Below are 20,584 nucleotides of genomic sequence, written 5' to 3'. Positions count from 1 at the left end.
GTTAAAAACTCCAAATTAGGAGACAGCATTGGAGCCAGAATTGCCGTGTTCTTACTTATCGATAGATTTCAGCAAAGTTTCTACACTAGCATTGTGGTCTATGAAAGAAAACAAATGCTTGAAGAGGAGTTTGCCATCTGCATCCAAAACAAACTGAGCGGGCAAAGGGGCACCCAAAGCTTGACCGGTTTCATAAGCCCGGAACACTCTTACGCCTGGATCGGACAGCAGAGGCATTTTCAAGCCTAAATCTCTAACCACAATTTGGCTTTGGCGGTCGTCGGTGCTCGTAACCATCAATAATTCTATATTGCGATCGGCAAACTGTTCCCAGTTTTCATTCAAAGCTTTAATGTGAGGAAAACAAAAGGGGCAATATTGCTTTTCAGTAAAAATTCGAGTGAAAGCCAAAACCACAGGCTTATCGCCCCGATAATTTGACAGCCGCACCAATTTGCCATTATTAATATCCGGCAATTCAAAATCTGGCGTCATCTGTCCCAGCTTCAGAACATTAGTCGCGGGAACAGGCAATAAATTTTGGAAAAACCGCTGATTTAACAAGCCGCTAAAATCAGTAGAAGTCAGCATATTTCCTAATTTGGTAATCGCTAATTGCTAATTGGTAATTGAAAATCCGGTGCAACGAATGTCTCTGCGGGTAGGGACACGACATTGCCTTTGGGAAAGTGTCAACAATCGCCATAAAACCTTTGTATCTCTGGTTTGTTGCCGAGTCTAGATCCCCCTCGCATACCCCCTACTCGACCCCTACTCCCCTTAAAAAGGGGAGTAGGGGTTGACGCAAGAGTGCTTCTTGTCCCCCCCTTCTAAAGGGGGGTTAGGGGGGATCGAGGCCTCATCGTCAAAGAGAAGACCGGCGCTTCCTTTGACCTTAAGTTGACACCACTGGGCACGGCGCCGCGTCCCTACAAATATACAATGTGCTTAAACAGCAGCAAAGAATACCTTAGACTTAACCGGATCGGGAGTCATGGTCTTGTCACCGGGCTGCCAGCCGGCGGGACAAACTTCATCGGGGTGAGACTGGACGTACTGAATAGCTTGCAGAGTGCGGAGAGTTTCGTCTACGTTGCGGCCGAAGGCAAGATTGTTGATAGTAGAGTGTTGGATGATGCCTTCTTTGTCGATGATGAACAGACCTCTGAGGGCAATGCCTGCTTCTGGGTCGAGAACGTTGTAGTCGGAACTGATGGTTTTTTTGAGGTCAGCAACTAAGGGATAGTTGAGGTCGCCGACACCGCCTGATTTGCGGTCTGTTTGTATCCAAGCGAGGTGAGAGAATTCGCTGTCAACGGATACGCCGAGGATTTCGGTATCGATTTTCTTGAAGTCCTCGAAGCGATCGCTAAATGCTGTAATCTCAGTCGGGCACACAAAGGTGAAGTCCAAGGGATAGAAGAACAGGACTACATACTTTTTGCCTTTATAGTCTGACAGTTTAACTGTCTTGAATTCCTGATCCACTACGGCTGTGGCTGCGAAATCGGGTGCAGCTTGACCAACCCGGAGGCATTCACTCGTCATAAATTTTGTTTCCTTTTTTACGAACTGTTACAAATATATCATAGTCATAACGACTACAAGTATGTTCTCGCCAAGTCAAAAAAACACGCTCTCAAAATTGAGAGCGCGATTTTTTCCATTAAATCATGGCTCAGGCGGGATTTGAACCTGCGACCTTGGGCTTATGAGTCCCCTGCGCTAACCACTGCGCCACTGAGCCAAACCTACTTCACGATTTACTATCGTAGCACGGTAGGGGGAGCTCTGTCTCGGTCTCAAAAACCAGAATTTCTAATAACCTCCCCAAAAAGTTATGAGTTTTGCTAATCATTCAAAACCCATAACTTCCGACCAGTCGTTACCGAGAAGCGCTGGAAGTATCGTCAGGCAGAAAAGCCATGGGATTGACGGCACCCTGTCCGGCGGGATGGACTTCAAAGTGCAAGTGCGGCCCGGTACTGAAGCCGGTGCTGCCCATTTCTGAAATCTGTTCGCCTCGCTCGACCTTCTGACCCTTTTGCACCAAAATTCGGCTGTTGTGGGCGTAGACCGTCTCTGAGCCGTCTGCATGGGTAATTTCCACCAGATAGCCGTAGCCCCCGTCATTCCACTCTGCATAGGTAACCACCCCACTGTCGGCGGCCATAATTGGCGTGCCGATCGGCCCTGCAATATCAATTCCCTTGTGCATCCGTCCCCAGCGCCAGCCGTAGCCAGAAGTGAGAACGCCCTTAGCCGGCCAAATAAACCCGTTAGCCGACTGCTGTTTGCCGCCGTTAGGCAGATAAGTATCAGCGCCCGAAAGCGGAGGCAGTTCTGGAGAAACCATGCGTCCCAAAGACGGGTTGCTCAGGGGGTCGTAACCCTCAGATCCCAAAGGAGCAGTTGCCACTACAGGAGGCTCAGCAGCGCTTGTCGGGGTCAGGTTAATCGGTTGCAGTTCGGCTGCGCGAGCTGGGTCAAAACGCTCTTGCTGCTGCTTCTGAACCTGCTGGGACCACGCTCTCGACGGCGGTCTGCTGACTTCATTCTGCACCGCCCCAGCGTACTCCGGGGTGTAGAGGTCGGGATTGACACTGGGGAGATCCTCCGACGGGTTGCCCGATGCGACTTGCGTCTCCAGGGCGTCTGTTGGAGCCAGAGACACTGCATTTGCGCCGATCGAATTGCGCTCGGCGCGATATTCCTCTCGCAGCCTGACAACTTCTGCCCTCAAGCGTTCGGAATAAGGGTTGAGAGCGGTAGCGGTGGGTAGATCCTGGGAATTCGACTCAAGTAAAGCGTTAGTTGGAGCGGCATTTAAACCCTGGGCGCTAACATTTTGCAAGCTGACCGGCTGCGGGTATTCTCCCGTAGCGATGGCGGTAGCAGTGGCACTCGATCGCATTGGCAGGGCGCTGGTGTCAACTGCACCTGTAAATGTTGGTTCGCCTTGAAGCTCCAGCTTCTTGGTGTCGCTAATGGTTTGAGAAACTTGAGTTAGCGGAATGCTGTTTATTTTGGGAACCATCGGGGCTGAAATATTGTTCAGACCTTCCAAGTTCGCCAAGGGAGAGACAACCTCCACTGTTGGCGCTCTGGAAGCAACGCCAGCACCGGCTGTGGACGGGGTAGACGAGCTCTTGTTCAAAGATGCGGGAACCGAAGCCGCCGACCAGGCAGATGTAGAGTTAGAGGCTCCATCCGAGGCTGCCGCCTGCACCGCTGGATTATTTGACCCTACTTGGGGAATTTTCAGCCGTTGATTGACGTTGAGCAAGTTGGGGTTGCCGAGCTTGTTGACGGCGATCAGCTCTTTGGGCGATACGCCGTGACTACTTGCGATCGCATCTAAGGTATCTCCCGGACGCACGCTGTAGAGCGCCGTTTCCGGCCCGGCGTTACTGCCTGCTGGGGGGACTACCACAGCCGAGGGCAAACTCGGTGTTGCCAGAGACTGTTCTATTGACTCTAATGCTCGATCGGGCGATGCTGCTTGACCGACCCTGGCATTGGGAATTACAGGTGTAGTCGAGAGGTCGGGAATTGTTGTCTGCAGGAGCACGGCGGGGGATGCCAGCGTCGGTGCTGGCTCCGGTCTCAAGGCAGCAGGTGTAGATGAATTTGCTACCCCTTCAGATTCCAACAGGGGCCGACCTGATGCTGTGGTGCGGTTTTCCTGTTTTTTCAAACTGTCGATCGCCCCGTCTGCGTTCGGGCCCTCGATCGAGCTTTGTGCCGGTATTGTCGTCGCCAGCTCAGGCGCTGCGGTTTGCTGCCCAGAGGCTGCACTATCCAACGACTCGGAGCCAGTCAGATTTAATTTTTGTTCGGGATTGACCGCAGCAGTATTGCCAGCGTTCTGTTGTGGTGCGGCTTCCGTCGCCTGCAAAATTGTGAGTTCTCGGTCAACTTGGAGTACGGTATCGGGTTTGATGCCGTTGGCAGTTGCTAGTGCCTTCGGTTCAACTTCATAGTCCCGAGACAGATCCCAAAGGGTTTGTCCCTGCTGAACCTTAACCCCTGCCTGTTGGGCCCAGGAACCGTCAACTTGTGCGGAGGTAGCGGGCCCGTTGGCCGAGATTGGCTGTACTTCAGCGGTGGATTCTGCTGTCGGTGCGAGTTCAGACGCGCGAGCGCTGTCTCCGTTTCTCGGCAGCAGGATGCCAGAAGCACCTACCGATATTGCCAGCCCGAGCGTGGCGAGAGAGCGAAAGGAGCCAGTGCTGAGCGTTGTCTGCTTGGACGGTTCCGCAGAACCGTCTCTGTCGATTTCACTAGCCTGAACAGGCTGATTTTTTTGGGGATATGTTCGTTTCAAAAAAACGACCTCCTACTGAGAAGCGCTAACTGTCCTTGGAAACACTCAAGGGGATCGCATGACGCTGAATTTAAATCAACCACCAAAAATATTCTGATTGTTGACAGCGATCGTGCTTAGGCAAGATTACCTTGCTTTTTTAATTTAGACAAGCTCGAACCGTCAGAATTTTTTAACTTCTCGGTCAAACCCGCTGCAATTTCACCCCAAAAGCCTTACACCGCAATAGCTGGAACGAATACATAAAATATGCGTTCCCGCACCGGCTAAGACTCTCACCTATTATCCGACTCTATGCTAATTTCCGGACTACCTACAACCGTATATTTACTAGATATCAATAGCCTTCAGGTCTCTTCAGGCGATCCCTGACGCCTTAACTCCCTGAAATCCTCTGTTTTTGTAGCTAAATCATCTTGTGAGTAATTTGGTATTGCTGATAACAATATGTTTTTGGATGAATAAAATATATTAATCTCGGCTATCTAAATTCTCACAGCTTTGATACAAATTTCTTATATTTAAAGCGAGATTTGGCAGCCCCCGACAGCGATTAAATATCTATATGTGTATGTGTTGATGATGATTTATCCCAGCTCGCCCAACTGTCGTTTAGCCTCAAATAAACCTACAGCGGCGCTGACGGAGAGGTTCAAACTCCTGACTCCAGGCTGGCTCATGGGAATAAAAACTGTGGCGTCGCAGGCATCCAAGACGAATTGGGGAATGCCGACAGTTTCCGAGCCAAACATCAGCCAGTCGCTGGGCTGAAATTGGAATTGGGCGTAACTGCATCGCCCGCCAGTGCTGAATCCGATCGATCGCCCTCCTCGTTGCTGGCGACAAGCCAGAAAAGCCGCTAAGTCTTCGTGACAGTGGAGGTTGACGTAGGGCCAGTAATCTAAGCCGGCCCGTTTCAGGTAGCGATCGCTAATTTCAAACCCCAGCGGGCCGACTAAATGCAGTTCCGTGCCTGTGGCAGCACAAGTGCGGGCGATATTGCCAGTATTGGGGGGGATTTGCGGGTGAATCAAGACAAGTTGGGGCATGAAGCTAATTAAAAGCGAAAAATACAGCAATTGGGAAACGTAGAAATCTACCCAAAGGTAGATACAACTTATAGCTTTTAGTTATAACTTCTATCGAGTTCCATTGATTAAATATTCTGATTTGTTTGGACGGCGCTTTTCAACTTTTTGGCAGTAAGTTCGGGCTATTTGGATTGTGGGCCCAGTACGCACAGGCAGGGGGCTACTGAAAGCCCCCGAGACGATCGCTGCGGGTACTTCACGCAACTAACTGGGCGCACAAGTTATCTTCGAGCTCCCATTCCTGGTGAGCCATGCCATCAATTCCTTGGAGAATAATACTGCGGGCGTCCAAACCGCCCTCGTGCAGTTTCAACCACTGCTGGGCGGTGTTGCCTTCCCGGAGAATCTTTTTGAGCGGCGAGAGAAAGCAACTAAAGCCGCGTTTTTTGGCGATCGGCCAAACTTCCTGATAAATTTCCTCAATCCAATCTCGCGCCAAAATCTTTCGGCCATCTTGCCAGTGGGTGAGTTCGGCATCCAAACTGTGCCGGGATGCAGAAATTTCGTTGGCGTCTGTGAGGGCAACTAAGTCTTGGTTGCGGGTGGCTGCGGGCAAGGTGCACAGTTCTAAGGGGTCTAAGCTGGGGTCTTCCATCATCTGCCAAATGCGAGCTTCTAGCAAGGCCGTGATGGCCAACAAAGCCAGAGGATTGACTTCGAGGTCACAAATTCTCAGTTCGAGGCGGTTGAGACAGTAGGGGCGACGATCGCCGTTGGGCCGCACAGCAGACCACAAATGGCGGACATTTTGCATAGTACCGAGTTCTAGCTGTTCTTGGGTCCACTGGATGTAATGCTTGTGACTTTCAAACAAGGGGACGACGGCGGGAGTTTTGGGAAACAAACCCCAGCGAGTGGAATGGTAGCCCGTGGCTGCGCCGTCGAGGAAGGGGGAAGAGGCGCTCAATGCCAGGTATAGCGGTGCTTCGACGCGGGCGAGGCGGATGGCGCGCATCAGCATTTCTGGTTGCGAGATGCCGATGTTGATGTGAATGCTGGCGGTGACGACTTTGGTGCCGTAGGTTTGCTCGATGTAGGTGTGGTAGGGGTTGTTGGGATCGGATCGGTAAAATCGATCGCTCCCCCCGAGAGACAGGGTACTTCCCGGCAGCAAGGTATAGTCGCCCAATTGTTTGAGATACTCGCGCAGCCGGACTCGCGGCTTGACTAAGGCGCACAGCAGGCGATCGTAGCTGCACAGCGGGGCGGTCGTGTACTCCACATTGCGGCTATCAGGCTCCCGCACAAATCCCTCTAGATCGGCAACTATGCGATCGGAGAGACCGACAACCTCGCCTTCGGGCGTGCCGGTATACATTTCTACTTCAAAGCCTTTTGATAGCAGCACGTTTGTTCCTCAGCTAAGTTGAGTGCTAGTTTCTAGTATCCCAAAAATTGAGCTGTTCGTACTATCTGCCACGAGGCAGAGTTGAAATTTTTCGCTCCAGGGCACCGGGAGCGGGTGTTTCGGTGTCAGCTTTGTTTGAGCGTTTTTGTGTTAGTTGCCGCACCCGTCGCGGCAAATGCTGGCACCGCAAAGAGTTTCCGAGGCGGTTTTTGAGTCAGAAAGGCTGTTTGTGCGATCGCGTTTGCGTGTTTGATTCGGCATTCGCGGCGCGATCGTACTTATCGTAAACAGAACCCACCCTTACCACAGACAGAAGTGAGAAAGCACTACCTTCTTCCCTCGAACCTCGAACCTCTTCCTTCGACATATATTTTCTGCCTTGAGGGGGATAGCCGCAGACATAGCTTGGGTGCGATTCTAAAAGAGGACTCTGCAATATTTTTGAGCTATTATCAACCCCTGGAAATCCCTGTGAAAGAGCAAGAAAGAACCCCTCCCAATTTTTGGAATATGCTAAGCAATTTAGCCTTAGTCCGGTTTTTGCTTTTATTTGCTTCGGGTTGGGCTGGACTGCAACTTTTAGCTTACTTTGAAACCGCAGTCGCAGTTTTCACGATTGCTGCACTCGTGGCTTTTTTGCTCAACTATCCAGTGCGAACTCTCCAGCGAGTGTTACCCAGAAGTTTAGCTGTCGCCTTAGTTGTCTTGCTCACCATTTTAGTTTTTGGCGGTCTCACCGTCACCGTAGGCGTCACTCTTTTATCTCAAGGACAGCAATTAATTGACAGCATGACTGAATTTGTGAATGCTCTAGCGCCTCTGTCGGAGCGCCTCGAAGCATTCCTGCGAGCAAGAAACCTGCAAGTTAACCTGCGAGTTATTGAGGAACAACTGCGAAATCAAGCTTTGGCTGGAGTTGTTTCGAGTATTGCTTTTTTACAAGTATTTTTAACCAATTTATTGAATTTAATATTAATTATGGTGGTGGCTTCTTTCATGTTACTTGATGGAGAGAGGCTGTGGCTGTTGGTTCTCAAATTTATACCCCGACACCTGCACAGGCGTTTAAGTTTAACAATAGAGCGAAACTTTTTAGGATTTTTTCAGGCACAAATTCTGTTAATGTTATTTTTGACAACAGCAAGCTTTGTAGTTTTCCTGCTGTTAGGTGTGAGATTTCCTTTAATTTTAGCATTTATTATCGGATTGTTTGATTTAGTTCCGGGGATAGGAGCGACGCTGGGAATTAGCTTAGTTTGTTTTATTGTATTGTCTCAAAATGTGTGGCTGGCTTTAAAAGTATTAGCAGCTTGCATTGTTTTGCAGCAACTTCAAGACAACTTTATTCATCCGAGACTCATGCAAAATTCGCTTAACCTCAATCCGGTAGTGGTGTTTTTTGCACTGTTAGTAGGCGCGAGAGCAGCAGGACTTTTAGGGATATTTCTGGCTATTCCGCTAGCGGGAGTGATAGTTAGCTGGTTTGAAATTGAAGAAATGCAAGCGGAAGGTTAATTGATACAGCCATCCTATTTAATGTCAAATCCGGCTTAAAAACCCGGTTTTAACCTGCCGACTATAAGTCCGATGCTTCAAAAGCTCTCCTTGGCGCAACGCGCAACTAAAAGTAAAGAGAAAAAAAGTAACGTAGGGTGTGCCACTCCGCGCACACCTGACGGCGTACAGTCAATGAATAAATTGCAAGTCAGTAGGAAATCTTTCTTCTTCAGGTTCGGGATCGTAAATGTAATCGCAGTCAAAGCGCAGAGCTTGAGAGTGGCGACTTATAGAAAATCCGCAGTTAGTCACCATTTCTGTAGTAAAAGTTGCCATGACTAACTCAATGAGTTTTCTGTAAGAAATGTTAGGCCGTTGAACGTAATAGGCGCGTCTGGCAAAAAAGATTCGCTCATCTTTCGGTACAATTATGGCATTAATTTTGTGTGCGTGTTGAATCGGCTTGATATAGCTTTCAATAAACTGCGACTGATTTTGTTGCAGTCGGGCTAATCTTTCGTGTTGCAACCAGCTCATTTGAAACACAATTTTAATAAATTCAAAACCCAAAATGTAGTTAAAAACATTATTGCGTTCTTCTGTACTCAAGACGAAGCGGAGCGCCGATTCTAAATATTGGTCAGTTTCCCGTCGGGCTTGTTGAGATGAGTGGATATAAAATTGTTTGATGTAGCTTCTTAAATCAGATTCGTTTAATTCTTTTTTGACTCGGAATCTGATTAAATACTCTTTGACTCGGTGTAGAGTGTCTACATCTTCAAACATTTTTGAGACTAGACCGTCGGCGGTGTAGTCATCTAAAAATTCTGCTTGCAACTCGGGAGTAGATGCGCACAATATGTAGGAGAGGGACAAGACGTAGCGCCGCTGGTTCCAAGGCAAGCTTTCGGCCCACTCCTTAACTTCTACAGGGAGTTTTTCCAGCACAGTATCTGTGTGGGGGCGTTGAGAAAGGTCGGCATATTTATATTTTTGTTTAATCATTGCCTAAAACCTTATTTTAGTAAATTGACCGGGTAATATATCGCAGGTAAGTAAGATGGTAAAGTAGAGGCGGGGAGTTACAAGTTATATTTATTTTTTTGATATGTCTTAAGATACATGATGTATCGAGTAAAGCAAGTGATCTGTCTCACACTTTTGCGGACTTGCAATCACAACTGTGAGCTGGCCTTATCACGCTTTGGGGCCGCGAGTGTCACCCGAAAGACGTATTCACGTCACTGTGGTAACGGCGGGTTCGGTTGATGATTGAGAAGGGTGATTCATAACTTTTTGTTAATCAGGATTACTGAGGTCAATCATGAACTCGACTACAAATATTTTACCTGAAAATCGGTGCCAATACTTAAGTTTTGGCGAGAGCCTCGTGCAACCAGTGCGAAAGTGGCTCGACAGCATTGCAGTGGGATCTCGGCAAATGCGAGAGTGGTTGTGCCAACTTATACCCGCACGGTGTCCTGTTGAGAGAGATATTCAGCTATGGGGACACCATCTTTTCCACATACCCCCGATGTGCAAGCTGAATCCGGTATATGAGGAATTAGTGGGGTTGCGTTTTCGATCGCTCTCTTTTTTGGCTGACGTATGCGGGGAAGATGTAACGCCCTACTGCTGATTGAGGGGTGTCATACCTCGATCGCCCATTGATATCAATTATTTACAGGGTGCGTGAACCAGCTAGTGGCGAGAGCGCTAATTTAAGCCATAATCCTTGATAATATCAGTGGATGCCTCTATATAGGAGCGGGCATCCACCGTTGCGGTTAAATCAAAAATAAGATCAAACGATCGCAGCAAAAATAATAACTATAAAAATAATTTAACCAGCTACTTTTGCACAGGGAAGTGAATATGTTTAACGCAACTGAACTGCTAATTAACGATTTTGTAAATCGGCTGATTGAAGGCTACCGCCACACCTACGGCGGGTTCAAATCTGACTATGCCGAGATTATTGCTTGGGTAGCGAGTATGGCTTTGGAAAATATTGCCAATAGCGATGCTCTTTACCACAATGTGGAACACACTATTTTAGTGACATTGGTGGGACAACAAATTCTGCGCGGGAAGCACATCCGGGAGGGTGGTGTTTCCTGCGAACATTGGCTGCATTTCCACATTGCTTTGCTGTGCCACGATATCGGATATGTTAAGGGCGTTTGCCGTCAAGATAGAAATGATTTGGGACTGTATGCGACGGGAATAGGCGACATGAAATTAATGCTGCCTCGGGGGGCGACTGATGCGAGTTTGACGCCTTATCATGTCGATCGCGGAAAAATGTTTGTTGAAGAGCGTTTTGGGTGTCACAGACTGATTGATGCCGACTTGGTTAAGCGGAATATTGAGTTAACTCGTTTCCCGGTTCCTCGGGATGAAGACTATCAAGATACTGTGAATTATCCGGGTTTGGTGCGGGCGGCGGATTTAATCGGTCAGTTGAGCGATCCGCGATATTTGCAAAAGGTTTCTGGGCTGTTTTACGAGTTTGAGGAGACTGGTCAAAATCAGGTTTTGGGGTATCGCAATCCGGCGGATTTGCGGGAGGGGTATCCTAAGTTTTATTGGAATGTGGTTTATCGGTATGTGAAAGATGCGATCGGCTATTTGGAACTGACGCAGCAGGGGAAACAAATTGTTGCTAATCTGAACGCAAATGTGTTCCGGGTGGAGCATTCTGAAGTGGGAGTTGAGGATGTGGCTGTAGTTCGTTGATTCCTTGTCCGCCACGAGGAACGAAGCAATCTCATATCATGTCCGGTCAATTGACATAATTCCTGTAGGGGCGGGTTCACCAACCATAATTGCCTATAATCTACAATATAATAAACCCGCCCCGGCCACGATATTATGGTCAATCTGATTCCTTGTCCGCCACGAGGAACGAAGCAATGCCAATAAAATGTGTAATTCCTGATAAAATTCAGCAATCCTGTTGATATTGCAGCGCTAAATCTTCGATGAGTTCAACCATTGCGCGAACCATAGGCATTTTAGTGAGAATTTCGATCCAATACCACTGTCCGTTGGGATTGAGTTCGATAAAATAGAGCGTGTCGTCCTCGTCGCGAATGATGTCGAATGCACCAAAATTTAAACCAAACTCGTCAAGCATTTGATGAAGTTTGTTGAGGTAATCCATTGGTAGCTTGTCGGGAACGTGAACGAGTTTATCCGGTTCGGTGACGCGCCAATCTAAAGTCACGTCTGCATCGTTGGTATGTTTGGCATCAATGCGGCAGACAAAATCATGCTTACCAATTAATGTAACGCGATATTCTGCTTTCTTTTGAATGCGTTTTTGAATAAAAACGGGTGCCAATCGAATGCTCTCTCGAAATGCTTCAAGTGTTTCTACATCAATGGGGCGAGTATAGCAAGCATACTGCTTTTCATCATGTACAAATCCAGCGTAGCGCATCGCTTTAACAATGCACTTTCCCTGTTGTGCCACAAAGTCGCAAGCAGCTTCGTATGAATTAGTTACGAGTGTTGGAGGGATAGTAATTCCCAGCTTGTGAGCAGTAGGAAGTTGATTGATTCGATGAGATTGTAATCTCATCTTGTAGTAGTTATTGAGCCATCTAGCTTTCGGATAGAGTCCAGATAGAGAATAAATCAAATATTCTGTTTCTTCTCGACAATACTTGATTGCCCAATCATCGTTAACTTCTGGAAATACCCCATAATCTTCTGGTTTTCGCCACCAAATCACGCCAATATCTTGAACTTCTCTCAAGGAGTCTTCAAAAGACAAAAAACTTTGACTGGGATTGCCAGAAGCTTGCCACTCATAAAAGTATTTACTTTTTTGAATAAAACTTTCTGAATTCAATCGAATTGCTCGAACATCTGATTTATGCAATTCCTTGATAACGGCACTTGCATGAATATCAGTCTCGGAAGTTACGATCAAAACGTCGGTCATAGCTAAATCAATTAAAATAAAGTTGACAATGAAAGACCTGTAACACAAAAAAATACACAGGTCTTTCAAAAAACTAGGGTGCGATTGTAAAACTCCGAGAAAATGCTAGTCGTCACTCCGCCAGGAACCCTGTCGTTCACATGTGCTGCTAGCCATAGATTTGATATTAGAAGTCTGCGTGCTGGGATCGTAGCTAGATGGCTCTTCGGAGATGTCGTACTTCGGCGAGATGCTCAGGTGCATCATCAAAGGATGTGCTTTTTTGTCGAGAGCGAGTTGGGTAGTCGTCATGAGTTAATTCTTTTGAACGAGGTTTTACACTCACAATGCTACAACTTGCACATTGATTTGTATAGTCGAAAAAGGTCGGATAAAGTCGTATAATGCAGAAAGTTTTGAGAAAGCTTCAATCGCTTTTGTGGTAAAGGCGAAAATAGTCGGATCTAGACGGTTTTAGTTCGATCGTTCGGATATTGTGAGGAAACCTGATGAACGTTAAAGAAGCACTGGCTTTTGCTGATGAAGTGGTGTTTGCGAAAACTGGCAAGCATTTGGATGATATGCAAGTTGGCGTGATTGAGGGCGTTTTGAAGCGGCAAAAGTACGGCGATATTGCCCGATCGCTGAATTGTACTGAGGGTTATGCTAAAGATGTGGGCTACGAGCTATGGGAGTTGTTCTCTGATGCTTTTGGAGAAGAGGTTAATAAATTAAATTTGCGATCGGCACTGATCCGCAAGTCGAGGATTAGCAACGTTACTGGCAGCGTCATTACAGGTCATCATGTCGCTCATAATCATGTAATCGGATCGGTGAATGTCTGCACGTCACAGGAAGAGTCGCCTGAGTTTTTGCGGGGAAAGCAGCGGGCGAAAATTGAGGCGATCGATCGCTTGCAAGCAGTAGGTTTGAGCGACGAGCAAATCGCGCAATGCTTGGATCTGACGCTAGAAGAGATCCGACAAGTCGATTTGACAGAATAAGAATGTTTTGCTCCTCATTGCCAGATAGATTGAATCGTTAAAAAGCTGAGAAAACGAAAACCAACAATGAGATTCATTAACCCCAAAATCGATTTTGCCTTCAAAAAAATATTCGGCTCCAATCAAAGCAAACCAATTTTAATCAGCTTTCTTAATGCCATGATTTATGACGGCAATCCCACCATCACCGACTTAGAAATCATCGATCCGTATTTACCATCGAGAGTCTCTTATCTCAAAGACTCTTACCTGGATGTCAAAGCCAAGCTGGCATTAGGTCAAACTGTAATTATCGAAATGCAAGTTTTAAATGTAGAATCTTTTGCGAAACGGGTGGTTTACAATACTGCGAAAACTTACTCGACACAACTGATTCGCGGTGAAGGTTACTTTAAGTTAAAACCTGTAATTGCTTTGACAATTACAGATTTTGAAATGTTTGACAATGACCGAGAAGTAATTTCTCACTTTTTGTTCAAGGAGAAAGAACGTTTATTTGAGTATCCCGATCCAGGGATGGAAATGATATTTATTGAATTGCCAAAATTCAACAAACAATTGGATCGGTTGGAAACTTTGACTGATAAGTGGGTTTATTTTATGAAAAATGCCCCCAGTTTGGAAGTTGTACCGTCAACAATGGAAAATGTCTCGGAAATACAACAAGCTTTTGCGATTGCTAATGAAACTAACTTGAATGCTGAAGAGTTGAAAGATTTAGAAGATCGCGAGAGGTATATTATGGATCAGCAGGGAATCTTGCGAAAGGGAATTGAAGAAGGACTCGCACAAGGGCGAGAACAAGGGCGAGAACAAGGGCGAGAAGAAGGCAGAGAAGAAGGCAGAGAAGAAGGACTCGCGCTAGGAATGAGAGAAAAGGCTCTGGAAATTGCTAGGCAACTTCTCAATGTGCTTGACAATCAAACTATTAGTCAAACTACTGGTTTGAGTGTTGAAGATGTCCAAAATTTGCGGGAGGAATAGAAAGGCAGGACTGAAGTCCTCACTACAAACCACAATCAAATTGGTTTGTAGTGAGGACTTCAGTCCTCATCGAACGAGAGAGGACTGAAGTCCTCACTACAAACCTATAGACGACTCTGCCATCTGTCTAAAGGAAGATTTTATTAAAGGAGTAAATTACGTATTATGCTGTAAAAGTCAGTCAGACGGGAAAGCTATCTCCGACTCTAACTCCCAATAACTGACCAATCTTACAATATAAAAGAATAAATCTCATGACGCCAGTCACTCCCAATCAAACTTCCTCTCAATACGAAACTACCAAACCTGAAGAAAAAATTGAGTCTCTGGTAGAAGAAGTTAAGCCAGAAACTGAACTGGATTTAGAATTCCTCTACACCAGAGACATTGAATTCCGACAAGAAACAATTTATTTCATTGTAGTCGATCGCTTTTACGACGGCGACTCCACAAACAACGAAGGCCCAAACCCAGAACTTTACGATCCAGAAGGCAAAAATTGGGGCAAATATTGGGGCGGCGACTTGCAGGGAGTTATCGACAAACTCGACTACTTGAAAGATATGGGTGTCACCGCACTGTGGCTGACTCCTTTATTCGAGCAAGTTGAAGCCTTATTTGTCGAACAAGCGGCAATTCACGGCTACTGGATTAAAGATTTTAAACGACTAAATCCCCGCTTTATTGCCAAAGGCGACAATCCTTCTATCAACCAAACACAAGAAACTAAAGATACCGTATTTGACAAATTAGTAGATGAGTTGCACCAACGAAAAATGAAACTGGTGCTCGATATTGTCTGCAATCACAGCAACCCAGATTTTAGTGGCAAAAAAGGGGAACTCTACGACGACGGCGTAAAAATAGCTGACTTTAACGACGATAAAGATAACTGGTATCACCACTACGGCGAAGTCAAAAACTGGGAAGATGAATGGCAAGTCCAAAACTGCGAACTGTCTGGTTTAGCAACTTTCAACGAAAACAATATTGCATACCGCAATTACATTAAGTCAGCAATTAAACAATGGCTGGACAGAGGTGTTGATGCTTTGCGGGTTGATACAGTCAAGCATATGCCTATTTGGTTTTGGCAGGAATTTAATGCTGACATTTTAACACACAGACCTGATGTTTTCATTTTTGGCGAATGGATTTACAGCGACCCTAGAAACGAGCGTTCTGTGGAATTTGTCAACGAGTCAGGGATGACTATTTTAGATTTTGGTCTGTGCGTGGCAATTCGAGAAGTATTGGGAAAGGGTGCTGAAGCGGGATTTAGCTTAGTCCAAGATGTACTGGATCTGGATTACCACTACTACGGGGCGACGGAGTTGATTACTTTTATTGACAACCACGATATGCCGAGGTTTCAGTCGTTGAATCCCGATCCAGAAATGCTGCGGTTGGCGATAGGTTTAATTATGACGACTCGCGGCATTCCCTGTATTTATTACGGTACAGAACAGTACCTGCACGATGATACTGAAGGGGGAAATGACCCTTACAACCGCCCGATGATGGAAAAGTGGGATACTGATTCGCCGATTTACCGAGATGTGCGGTTGCTGTCTGGATTGCGGCGGCTGAATCCAGCTATTTCGATGGGGAGTCAGTGGCAAAAATATTTAACTCCTGATGTTTATTGTTACGTGCGCCGCTATCGCGATTCTGTGGTGTTTGTAGCGATGAATCGCGGCAATTCTGTGACGGTTGAAGCGGTTGATACTGAGTTGCCTGATGGAGAGCATACGGAGGTTTTATCGCGCCGCAAGTTTGAAGTTAAAGACGGGATGCTGTACAATTTAGAGTTGGGCGATCGCGAAGTAATGATTTTTAGCCGCGTGGGAGAGCGAGTTAAGGGGAAAACTATTGTGCGGGCCCAGCTTAACAGTGTTAAAACTCAGCCTGGGGAAAGAATTGTGGTGATTGGAGATTGTCCTGAGTTGGGGAATTGGGATATTAGCAAGGCTTACCCGCTGGAGTATATCAATACTAATACTTGGTTTGGGGAAATTCCTTTTAATGAAAGTGCGGGGAAGTTGATTTCTTATAAGTATGCGCTGCTGCGGGAAGGTTTGTCGCCGCTGCGAGAAAATTTGGTTTGTCGCCGCTGGGTTTTGGCTTGGGAAGGGACTGTGAAATGGCGGGATAAGTGGGCGAGCGGACGGGAGTCTTAGTTTTGATTTTTGTGTGAGACTGTTAAATAATTGTAGGGTGCTTGTGGGCGCACTTTACGGATGATTGTTGTGTCAGCTTTATGGTGGGGATTGCTCGCTCGGAGGACGTGATTTATGGTAGGCACTGCCCGCTAGACAGCAATATGCTTGGGTTCAAAAAACGGGGCGGTTGAAACCGCTGTCCGATATTGGGTTGTAAAACCGGGTTTGAAGGACAGCAGAGTGCAAATCCTGTATGAGTCGGAAATAGCGATCTGGGTCGATCGATCGACCCGCGTGACTTAAGCTTTTATGCTGAAGTTAGCTGAAGCATTTATGTTTAACCTCATGTATATTTCTCCAGAACAAGACCAAAAAATTCGCTACACCATGCGGGAGTGCGGTCAAGAAGCTTACAAGCTGGCAGCGGAACCTTTTGAAGTTTCCGAGAAAGGCCCGGACGACTACGTGACGAGTATCGATCGCTACTTAGACCGACAACTATCAGCAGCATTTAGCGCTTTGTTTCCTGAAGACGGCAGGATCACGGAGGAAAACACCACCTCCAGAGCAGCTTACCGGGCAAATTACCGGCGTCTCTGGTGCATCGATCCCCTCGACGGGACGGAGGGATTTATTCAGGGAAAACAGCACTACGCTTCGATGGTGGGGCTGCTGCTGGAAGCCGAACCGGTGGCTGGCTGGATCTATGCCCCGGCTTTTGACCAAATGTATTTTGGGGGCAAAGATTGGGGATTGTTCCAAACTGTGGGAACGATCGCGCCGCAGCCGATCGCCCCGTGCAAACCCCCAGCTCCGACACCGTTCAATTGTAAAATTGTTCTCGGAGACAAAGACCAGAAAAACTACGCCCGGGCGATCGCCCAAAGCATCCCGGGAGCCGAATTTTACTCGCTGGGAAGCTTTGGCTTAAAAGTGATGGAAGTGATCCTCGGTCGAGCCGGTTTGTACCTGTATTTAAACGGCAGAGTTAAAGTGTGGGATACCGCCGGCCCTCTGGCCCTAGCAAAAGCAGCCGGATTGGTTTGTTGCGACTTGCAAGGTCAACCGCTGAGGTGGACTAAAGATGCGATCGAGCCGGAGACTCTGGCCCACACGCAGTCAATCGCGATCGGCTGGCCGGAATACATAGAACCTCTGTTGGGCAAAGTTCAACAGGCAGTGGGACGCTTGTAAACCCGTCTAAGATTAAAGAATCTGCCAATTTTAGGTGAAGCGCGCCTCTGTACCCTTATCATCAATTACAGGAGCTATGAGAAGTAAGTTTCCCCTGTGTCTGAGATGTCCGTCTCGTTCGCTTTGTGTCAATCTTATGTAGCAGCAACAGATTGTTTGTTTTCTCAAACAGCGATCGTTCCCTAGCTGTTGGGTGTCGCCTAATCAAATTTCCCACCTCCGCGAGTTTGCATGAAGACAGAAGCTTTCAGTGAGCTGTTCCCTCTATTTAAGGGTGCTAACCCAGAAACCTTGGGAGGGCTGCTATCAAATGCCGTCAAGCATGAGTATCCCCCAGGCCGAGCTGTGGTGATGGAGGATTCTTGGGGCAACGCGATTTATTTTGTTGTGTCCGGCTGGGTCAAAGTCCGGCGCCTGTCAAACGATCGAGCTGTATCAATGGCTATTTTAGGACGGGGAGCATTCTTCGGCGAAATGGCCATTCTTGACGAATCTCCCCGATCGAATGACGTACTTGCTCTATCGCCCGTGCGGCTGATCAGCGTCACGGCTCAGCGATTTATCCAAACCCTGTTTAAAGACCCGCAATTGCACCACCGGATGCTGCAACTGATGGTGCGGCGGCTGCGCCAAACCAATCTCCGCTCTCAACTGCAGAACCGCCAGCCAGCGGTTAAACTAGCAAATACTTTAGTCGAGCTGGGAGAAAACTACGGTCAGAAAACTGCTGAGGGCAGAGATATCTTCAATATCCCTTATGAAGACTTAGCTGATGTGACAGGTATCGCCCTAGATGAAACCAGCAAAATTATGGAAAAACTCGATAGTAAAGGCTGGATCAAAATCGATCCCGACCGCCAAACTATCCATTTGATCAACCTCAAGCACTTGATGAATTTGGCAAGTCAATGACTGATGTCACTTATGAGGATACCTCGTCCGCTGCAGGCAACCTGAGCGGACAACTAACAGCACCGACAATTCACTATTCGGTGGCGATGCCCAATCCTGAATCCCACCTGTTTGAAGTGACTTTGCGCGTGCAAGGTTGGTCGGAGCCGGTGCTGGATTTAAAAATGCCTGTCTGGACTCCCGGTTCTTACTTGGTTCGAGAGTACGCCCGCCACCTGCAAGATTTTAGCTCGCTATCCGGCGATCGATCTTTAACTTGGCGCAAGATTAGCAAAAATCACTGGCAAATCGAGACAAATTCGGTGTCAGATGTCACGGTTTTCTACCGCATTTTTGCCAACGAACTAACAGTAAGAACCAATCATTTAGACTCGACTCACGGTTATTTCAACCCAGCGGCTCTGTGCTTTTTCTTGCCCGGTTTTGAGCGCAACTGCTACACCCTCACAGTTGTGCCGCCGCAGCCCCAATGGCGCACGGTGACTACTTTGCAGCCTGTTTCCGGGCAGAATCTTACTTTCGCTGCTGCGGATTTTGACACCCTTGTCGATAGTCCTTTTGAAATTGGCTGTCACGATTCCTACGATTTTGAAGTGATGGGAAAACCCCACCAGCTTGTGGTTTGGGGAAAAGGCAATTTTGAACCAGATCGGGCGATTCGAGACATCCAAAAAGTGATCGAAGTCGAGGCTCAAATGTTCGGCGGTTTGCCCTACGACCGCTATGTGTTTTTGCTGCATTTGTCCGGCTCGGGTTTTGGCGGTTTGGAACACAAAGATAGCTGCACTCTTAACTATTCGCGTTTTGGTTTTCGGGCTAAGGACAAGTACGAACGGTTCATTCAATTGGTGGCTCACGAGTTTTTTCACCTCTGGAATGTCAAACGCATTCGACCGAAAGCTCTCGAAGTATTTGACTACGAAAATGAGAACTACACTCCTTCTCTGTGGTTCTCGGAAGGCACGACCAGTTATTACGATTTGGTGATTCCGTTTCGAGCTGGTATCTACAACGTCAAAAGTTATTTCCAAAATTTGGGTAAGGAAATCACTCGCTTGCAGACGACTCCGGGGCGGAACGTGCAGCCTGCGAGCGAGTCTAGTTGGGATGCTTGGATTAAACTTTATCGCCGGGATGCTAATAGCGACAATTCGCAGATTTCCTATTATTTGAAAGGGGAAGTAGTTTCGTTTTTGCTGGATTTGTTGATTCGAGCCAAACACGGCAACGCCCGATCGCTCGACGATGTGATGCGTTTGATGTGGCAGCAGTTTGGCAAGGGTCGTGCTGCTGAAAACGGCGATTTTGACCAGAAGTCGGGAACAGACGCCAAGCCTGCGAATCTGACATCAAACGGAGAGTTAAATTCTCACTCGCTCCCAACAGAAATAGGCTTTACTCCCGAAGAGTTGCAAGGTGCGATCGAGTCTGTAGCCGGCATCGATTTGAGCGACTTTTTTGCGCGCTATGTAGACGGCACAGAAGAGTTGCCTTACAACAAATATCTGGAACCTTTCGGGCTGCAAATTTTGGTAGATGAAACTGACCAAACGCCTCGGATTGGTTGGATGTTGGGGGTGGAAAACGGGCGGCAAACGGTTAAATTTGTGGAAGCAGGATCGCCCGCACAATTGGCCGGAATTGACGCTGGGGATGAGTTGCTGGCGATCGCAGGTTTTCGGGTAAATGCCGAACAAGCGGGCGAGAGGCTGAAAGATTATCAGCCAGGGGACACGGTGGAGGTGACAGTGTTTCACCAAGACGAACTGCGGACTTGTTCTGTTACTCTCGCCCCCGCGCGCCCGACACGTTACTCGATCGTACCAGTCGATCGACCAAGCACTATTCAGAAACAAAACTTTACTGGATGGCTGGGTGTTCCGCTATCGAATTTGTGACATAAATGAAGGGGAAGGGGAAGGGGAAGACAAAAAGGAATTACGCTCAATTCCCAATTTTCAATTCCCAATTCTCAATTAGTGTCAACAATCGCCTAAAACCCAGAGAAATCTCGCTTGTAGCGCCGTCTCGATCCCCCTAAATCCCCCTTAAGAAGACCGACTTTGAGATATTCCGGTTGCCCCCTACTCCCCCCTTTTTAAGGGGGGCGCCGGGGGGATCGAAGCCTTAATCG

Annotated in this window: 18 protein-coding genes and 1 tRNA gene; 9 read left to right on the top strand and 10 right to left on the bottom strand. The window is 47.3% G+C overall.

Annotation, left to right across the window (positions count from 1 at the left end; genetic code table 11):
• Nucleotides 1-51: 51 nt before the first annotated feature.
• The 7 genes from QUB63_RS13900 to QUB63_RS13870 all read right to left on the bottom strand — a co-directional run bounded on the left by QUB63_RS13900 (nucleotide 52) and on the right by QUB63_RS13870 (nucleotide 7,133).
• The gene (locus QUB63_RS13900) at nucleotides 52-591 is read right to left on the bottom strand and encodes a peroxiredoxin family protein (RefSeq protein ID WP_332945831.1); all 540 of its coding nucleotides are present in this window, start codon (nucleotides 589-591) and stop codon (nucleotides 52-54) included.
• 357 nt (nucleotides 592-948) lie between these two features.
• Entirely contained in the window at nucleotides 949-1,548 is a 600-nt protein-coding gene (locus QUB63_RS13895) for a peroxiredoxin (RefSeq protein WP_172186299.1), read from the bottom strand.
• Between the two features lie 126 nt (nucleotides 1,549-1,674).
• Nucleotides 1,675-1,747 (bottom strand) — tRNA-Met (locus QUB63_RS13890).
• A 138-nt stretch (nucleotides 1,748-1,885) separates the two neighbouring features.
• A complete protein-coding gene (locus QUB63_RS13885) occupies nucleotides 1,886-4,327 on the bottom strand; it encodes a peptidoglycan DD-metalloendopeptidase family protein (protein ID WP_332945830.1) in 2,442 nt (813 codons plus the stop codon).
• Between the two features lie 587 nt (nucleotides 4,328-4,914).
• Complete coding sequence (locus tag QUB63_RS13880; protein ID WP_006631733.1) at nucleotides 4,915-5,376, bottom strand: tRNA (cytidine(34)-2'-O)-methyltransferase; 462 nt, start codon at nucleotides 5,374-5,376, stop codon at nucleotides 4,915-4,917.
• A 238-nt stretch (nucleotides 5,377-5,614) separates the two neighbouring features.
• Nucleotides 5,615-6,766, bottom strand: a complete 1,152-nt coding sequence (gene gshA, locus QUB63_RS13875) for a glutamate--cysteine ligase (RefSeq protein WP_332945828.1) — start codon at nucleotides 6,764-6,766, stop codon at nucleotides 5,615-5,617.
• A 214-nt stretch (nucleotides 6,767-6,980) separates the two neighbouring features.
• Nucleotides 6,981-7,133: a hypothetical protein gene (locus tag QUB63_RS13870; protein ID WP_332945827.1), complete on the bottom strand. Its 153-nt coding sequence runs from the start codon at nucleotides 7,131-7,133 to the stop codon at nucleotides 6,981-6,983.
• A gap of 104 nt (nucleotides 7,134-7,237) precedes the next feature.
• Between QUB63_RS13870 and QUB63_RS13865 the strand changes: the two genes are divergently transcribed.
• A complete protein-coding gene (locus QUB63_RS13865) occupies nucleotides 7,238-8,281 on the top strand; it encodes an AI-2E family transporter (protein ID WP_332945825.1) in 1,044 nt (347 codons plus the stop codon).
• A 171-nt stretch (nucleotides 8,282-8,452) separates the two neighbouring features.
• Here the strand turns inward: QUB63_RS13865 and QUB63_RS13860 are convergent, their stop codons facing one another.
• The gene (locus tag QUB63_RS13860; RefSeq protein ID WP_332945823.1) at nucleotides 8,453-9,268 is read right to left on the bottom strand and encodes a cobyrinic acid a,c-diamide synthase; all 816 of its coding nucleotides are present in this window, start codon (nucleotides 9,266-9,268) and stop codon (nucleotides 8,453-8,455) included.
• Nucleotides 9,269-9,587: 319 nt separating this feature from the next.
• On the opposite strand from QUB63_RS13860, the gene QUB63_RS13855 reads away from it, so the two are divergent.
• Together QUB63_RS13855 and QUB63_RS13850 are read left to right on the top strand one after the other, a co-directional pair.
• Nucleotides 9,588-9,902, top strand: coding sequence for a Mo-dependent nitrogenase C-terminal domain-containing protein (locus tag QUB63_RS13855; RefSeq protein ID WP_332945822.1), 315 nt, complete (start codon nucleotides 9,588-9,590; stop codon nucleotides 9,900-9,902).
• A gap of 236 nt (nucleotides 9,903-10,138) precedes the next feature.
• Nucleotides 10,139-11,002, top strand: coding sequence for an Npun_R2479 family HD domain-containing metalloprotein (locus QUB63_RS13850; RefSeq protein WP_332945821.1), 864 nt, complete (start codon nucleotides 10,139-10,141; stop codon nucleotides 11,000-11,002).
• 208 nt (nucleotides 11,003-11,210) lie between these two features.
• Here QUB63_RS13850 and QUB63_RS13845 read toward each other — a convergent pair whose 3' ends face one another.
• Nucleotides 11,211-12,215: an MvdC/MvdD family ATP grasp protein gene (locus tag QUB63_RS13845; RefSeq protein WP_332945820.1), complete on the bottom strand. Its 1,005-nt coding sequence runs from the start codon at nucleotides 12,213-12,215 to the stop codon at nucleotides 11,211-11,213.
• Between the two features lie 105 nt (nucleotides 12,216-12,320).
• Nucleotides 12,321-12,506: a hypothetical protein gene (locus QUB63_RS13840; RefSeq protein WP_332945818.1), complete on the bottom strand. Its 186-nt coding sequence runs from the start codon at nucleotides 12,504-12,506 to the stop codon at nucleotides 12,321-12,323.
• A gap of 197 nt (nucleotides 12,507-12,703) precedes the next feature.
• On the opposite strand from QUB63_RS13840, the gene QUB63_RS13835 reads away from it, so the two are divergent.
• The 6 genes from QUB63_RS13835 to QUB63_RS13810 all read left to right on the top strand — a co-directional run bounded on the left by QUB63_RS13835 (nucleotide 12,704) and on the right by QUB63_RS13810 (nucleotide 20,348).
• Nucleotides 12,704-13,198: a hypothetical protein gene (locus QUB63_RS13835; protein WP_332945817.1), complete on the top strand. Its 495-nt coding sequence runs from the start codon at nucleotides 12,704-12,706 to the stop codon at nucleotides 13,196-13,198.
• 66 nt (nucleotides 13,199-13,264) lie between these two features.
• Nucleotides 13,265-14,182 carry an Rpn family recombination-promoting nuclease/putative transposase gene (locus tag QUB63_RS13830; protein ID WP_332945816.1) on the top strand — a complete coding sequence of 306 codons (918 nt, stop codon included), beginning with the start codon at nucleotides 13,265-13,267 and terminating at the stop codon, nucleotides 14,180-14,182.
• Nucleotides 14,183-14,436: 254 nt separating this feature from the next.
• A complete protein-coding gene (locus QUB63_RS13825) occupies nucleotides 14,437-16,362 on the top strand; it encodes an alpha-amylase family glycosyl hydrolase (RefSeq protein WP_332945815.1) in 1,926 nt (641 codons plus the stop codon).
• 291 nt (nucleotides 16,363-16,653) lie between these two features.
• Nucleotides 16,654-17,538, top strand: a complete 885-nt coding sequence (locus tag QUB63_RS13820) for a 3'(2'),5'-bisphosphate nucleotidase CysQ family protein (protein WP_332945813.1) — start codon at nucleotides 16,654-16,656, stop codon at nucleotides 17,536-17,538.
• A gap of 231 nt (nucleotides 17,539-17,769) precedes the next feature.
• Nucleotides 17,770-18,450, top strand: a complete 681-nt coding sequence (locus QUB63_RS13815; RefSeq protein WP_332945812.1) for a Crp/Fnr family transcriptional regulator — start codon at nucleotides 17,770-17,772, stop codon at nucleotides 18,448-18,450.
• On the top strand, nucleotides 18,447-20,348 hold the full coding sequence (locus tag QUB63_RS13810) for a M61 family metallopeptidase (protein WP_332945811.1): 1,902 nt from the start codon (nucleotides 18,447-18,449) through the stop codon (nucleotides 20,346-20,348). Before QUB63_RS13815 ends, QUB63_RS13810 begins: the two co-directional genes overlap by 4 nt.
• Nucleotides 20,349-20,584 lie beyond the last annotated feature (236 nt).

This window comes from Microcoleus sp. ARI1-B5 (assembly GCF_036705795.1).
Classification (GTDB): domain Bacteria; phylum Cyanobacteriota; class Cyanobacteriia; order Cyanobacteriales; family Microcoleaceae; genus Microcoleus.
Note: the sequence above shows the minus strand (reverse complement) of the source record. Positions and strands in the feature narration are given on the sequence as shown.

Bases quoted from the DNA above. Each gene is read 5' to 3' on its own strand.
- QUB63_RS13845 (WP_332945820.1), bottom strand. From the start codon at position 12,215: ATGACCGACGTTTTGATCGTAACTTCCGAGACTGATATTCATGCAAGT.
- QUB63_RS13880 (WP_006631733.1), bottom strand. From the start codon at position 5,376: ATGCCCCAACTTGTCTTGATTCACCCGCAAATCCCCCCCAATACTGGC.
- QUB63_RS13860 (WP_332945823.1), bottom strand. From the start codon at position 9,268: ATGATTAAACAAAAATATAAATATGCCGACCTTTCTCAACGCCCCCAC.
- QUB63_RS13825 (WP_332945815.1), top strand. From the start codon at position 14,437: ATGACGCCAGTCACTCCCAATCAAACTTCCTCTCAATACGAAACTACC.
- QUB63_RS13820 (WP_332945813.1), top strand. From the start codon at position 16,654: ATGCTGAAGTTAGCTGAAGCATTTATGTTTAACCTCATGTATATTTCT.
- QUB63_RS13850 (WP_332945821.1), top strand. From the start codon at position 10,139: ATGTTTAACGCAACTGAACTGCTAATTAACGATTTTGTAAATCGGCTG.
- QUB63_RS13855 (WP_332945822.1), top strand. From the start codon at position 9,588: ATGAACTCGACTACAAATATTTTACCTGAAAATCGGTGCCAATACTTA.
- QUB63_RS13870 (WP_332945827.1), bottom strand. From the start codon at position 7,133: ATGTCGAAGGAAGAGGTTCGAGGTTCGAGGGAAGAAGGTAGTGCTTTC.
- QUB63_RS13830 (WP_332945816.1), top strand. From the start codon at position 13,265: ATGAGATTCATTAACCCCAAAATCGATTTTGCCTTCAAAAAAATATTC.
- QUB63_RS13810 (WP_332945811.1), top strand. From the start codon at position 18,447: ATGACTGATGTCACTTATGAGGATACCTCGTCCGCTGCAGGCAACCTG.
- QUB63_RS13840 (WP_332945818.1), bottom strand. From the start codon at position 12,506: ATGACGACTACCCAACTCGCTCTCGACAAAAAAGCACATCCTTTGATG.
- QUB63_RS13895 (WP_172186299.1), bottom strand. From the start codon at position 1,548: ATGACGAGTGAATGCCTCCGGGTTGGTCAAGCTGCACCCGATTTCGCA.
- QUB63_RS13815 (WP_332945812.1), top strand. From the start codon at position 17,770: ATGAAGACAGAAGCTTTCAGTGAGCTGTTCCCTCTATTTAAGGGTGCT.
- QUB63_RS13900 (WP_332945831.1), bottom strand. From the start codon at position 591: ATGCTGACTTCTACTGATTTTAGCGGCTTGTTAAATCAGCGGTTTTTC.
- QUB63_RS13835 (WP_332945817.1), top strand. From the start codon at position 12,704: ATGAACGTTAAAGAAGCACTGGCTTTTGCTGATGAAGTGGTGTTTGCG.